Consider the following 2,749-nt stretch of genomic DNA (forward strand, 5'->3'; position numbering starts at 1 on the left):
GCCGTTGTCCGACGCCGGCAGGGCCGATTGGGTGGCGCGCATGACGCTGGCCAATGGCATTGCCGGCAGCCGTTACGGGCGCGTCGACGTTGAAAGCGGGCAGGTCCGCGCCTTCATCCCTGCGGGAGAATCCAGCCAGCCCATCAATGCCGGCATCTACCTCATGCGAAAGTCGATACTCCGCTGGATTGACACGAGCCCCTGCTCGCTCGAGCGCGACGTCCTTCCCAGGCTGGCCGCCGAAGGCCTGCTCGATGGTCGCGTGTTCGATGGACCCTTCATCGATATCGGAATTCCGGAGGACTTCGAACGCGCCGGACACCTTGTCCCGGCGATCGCGCGGCGACCAGCGGCCTTCCTCGATCGGGATGGCGTACTGAACCACGATCTCGGCTATGTCCATCGGGTCGATGATTTCCGCTGGATCGACGGCGCGCAGGAAGCGGTGCGCTGGTTGAACGACGCCGGCTACTTCGTCTTCGTCGTGACCAACCAGGCCGGGGTAGCGCGCGGCTACTACAACGAAGACGCCGTCCGGCAGCTGCACGGCTGGATGCAAGGCGAACTGCAGCGCTGTGGCGCGCATGTCGACGGCTTCGAATACAGCCCCTATCACCCGGAAGCGGGCATAGCGGCCTACCGCCGCGACTCACCACTGCGCAAGCCAGCACCAGGAATGATCCTGAAGTGCCTCGAAGACTGGCCAACCAACCGAAGCGGAAGCTTCCTGATCGGCGACCGGCCGACGGACCTCGCGGCCGCAACAGCGGCCGGCATTCCCGGTCATCATTTCCACGGCGGGAATCTTTTCGACTTCGTCAGAGGGATCGTGCCAAGTCGCCGCGTTTTGCCTCTTTGGACCGGGAGCACCGATCACCCAGCCACGAGTAATGTTGCCAATGCCAAGCCAATCTGACGCCCGCACTTCACACACCCCTTATCTCAGCGTCGTCACCTATGTCCGCAACGACGGATATACGGCCGACTACGAGAAACGGGTGCATCGAGCCGCGCGATGTCTCGTTCATCAGCTCACTATGGCAGCCCTCGAAAGCGAACTGATCCTGGTGGAATGGAATCCGCAAAGCGATCGTCCCCTCGTCCTGGACCAAATGAAGGAATTCGCCAGCGATTATGTAACCGTGCGCGGCTACGTTGTCCCCGCCAAGTATCACGACCGTTATCGCGGCAGCAGCGAAGGCGGCCTGCACATCGACGCGCCGAATGTCGGTCTGCGTCGGGCCAGAGGCCAATTCTTACTGCCGAAAGCCAGTGACACATTCCTGTCAAAGGCCCTGGTGGAGACACTTGCCGCGCAAACACTGAATGAGAACGGCATATATCGCAGTGACCGTTTCGACGTCGAGCTGGACATGAACGACTACGACCCACTCGATGATGAGGCGTTCCTGACGCACCTGGAAGGCCTTGAAGGCCATCGTTGTGGCAGGCTTCAGCAGCCCGAGCATTGGCAAATCCGCGACCTCCACACCAATGCATGTGGGGACTTTACCCTGATGAGCCGGCAGCTATGGCACAGGGTCCGCGGCTATCCCGCCGACAGGACGACGCTGTCTCTGGACCTCGACTCCCTGCTGCTCCATCTGGCCGCCGCTTGCGGAGGCGAGGAAATATGTCTTCCTGAAGCGTGTCGCGTCATCAAGCCGGTCCATTCCAGGCTTCACTCCCTCAGAACATCCCAAGTCTGGAAGCCATGGCAACGGAAACTGGATCACTACCTTGAGCGCAAGTACGGCCATCTTTGGGCCCATCGGGCCCGCATGTTGCTGAACTACCCGAGAAGGCAGGTTCGCCACATTCCATCCGTGCTGGGGCCGTCGGCCGAACGCAACCTGGCTTGGCCGGCTTCCAGGTGGGCACGCGGCGCCAAGCCTCGCCTGACCCAGGACGAGATGTGGGGGTTGGCCAAGGAACCGCTGAACGAGCGCATATTGTGTCGAGCGCGCTGGGATACGGAAGCGAAAGCCGCTGCATAGGCTCCGGCGAGACAAGGGAGCTTCCGCGCTCACCCTTGCCGCATGACGTCATTCAAAGAGCCAATCAAAGACTCGATCTGTGGACGGTCTCGGTGAGGTTCCAGAGCCAGCACAATCCGGTCGCCGCCTGCTCGGTCTATACCCACGAAACAATACCGCCCGCCGGACAATTCGACGTCGCGGGTGCACACGCCGGTGGGGGCAAAGGCGTTTTCATCGGGCCGGATGGCAGCAAGATACCGCAAGTCGTTGAAGCGTCGGATCTCTACTGATGTGAAGTCTCGAAAGCGATTCCTGCCAACCCTTTCACTATCGATGAAATGGGCTGTCAGGGACTTGCGCGAGAACCGCTCGTCCTGAACCGGCAATGCGCCGTGGATAGTGCGCCCGTGCCATATCAAGGCATCACCCTTGCGCAGTTCCGGCGCAACGAGGCTGTTGCGATTGCGGTTTGCGTATTCCTCTATGAGCTTCAGGTGCTCGGCGTTTTCGAGCTCCATGGGGTGCCGTGCGGTCCGGGCTGAATCCTTGTGCGATCCCTCGACGAAGTAGAACCGCCCTGCCCGCTCGTCGATATCCTCCAGGGCCAGCCAGAAACCTAGGCAGGCGCCGGTCGGATTTGAATCTATGTAATAAATGTCCTCATGCGGCTCGGTCGCCTGGTTCCGATCGAAGAACATCGTGGCATGCAGCACCCAATCCGGGGCCGGATGCACATTGGACAGGGCGTTGCGTACGCTGCGGGCGCTTAG

Annotated in this window: 3 protein-coding genes; 2 read left to right on the top strand and 1 reads right to left on the bottom strand. The window is 61.1% G+C overall.

Annotated features, from left to right (window positions below):
- A partial coding sequence (locus WCJ41_RS21305) for an HAD-IIIA family hydrolase (protein ID WP_336907847.1) occupies window positions 1–916 on the top strand: 916 nt, incomplete at its 5' end.
- 121 nt (window positions 917–1,037) lie between these two features.
- The gene (locus WCJ41_RS21310; protein WP_336907848.1) at window positions 1,038–1,997 is read left to right on the top strand and encodes a hypothetical protein; all 960 of its coding nucleotides are present in this window, start codon (window positions 1,038–1,040) and stop codon (window positions 1,995–1,997) included.
- Between the two features lie 29 nt (window positions 1,998–2,026).
- On the opposite strand, the gene WCJ41_RS21315 is transcribed toward WCJ41_RS21310, so the two are convergent.
- On the bottom strand, window positions 2,027–2,749 hold a 723-nt coding region (locus WCJ41_RS21315; RefSeq protein ID WP_336907849.1), incomplete at its 5' end, for a phytanoyl-CoA dioxygenase family protein.

It is taken from the genome of Aestuariivirga sp., assembly GCF_037139295.1.
Classification (GTDB): domain Bacteria; phylum Pseudomonadota; class Alphaproteobacteria; order Rhizobiales; family Aestuariivirgaceae; genus Aestuariivirga.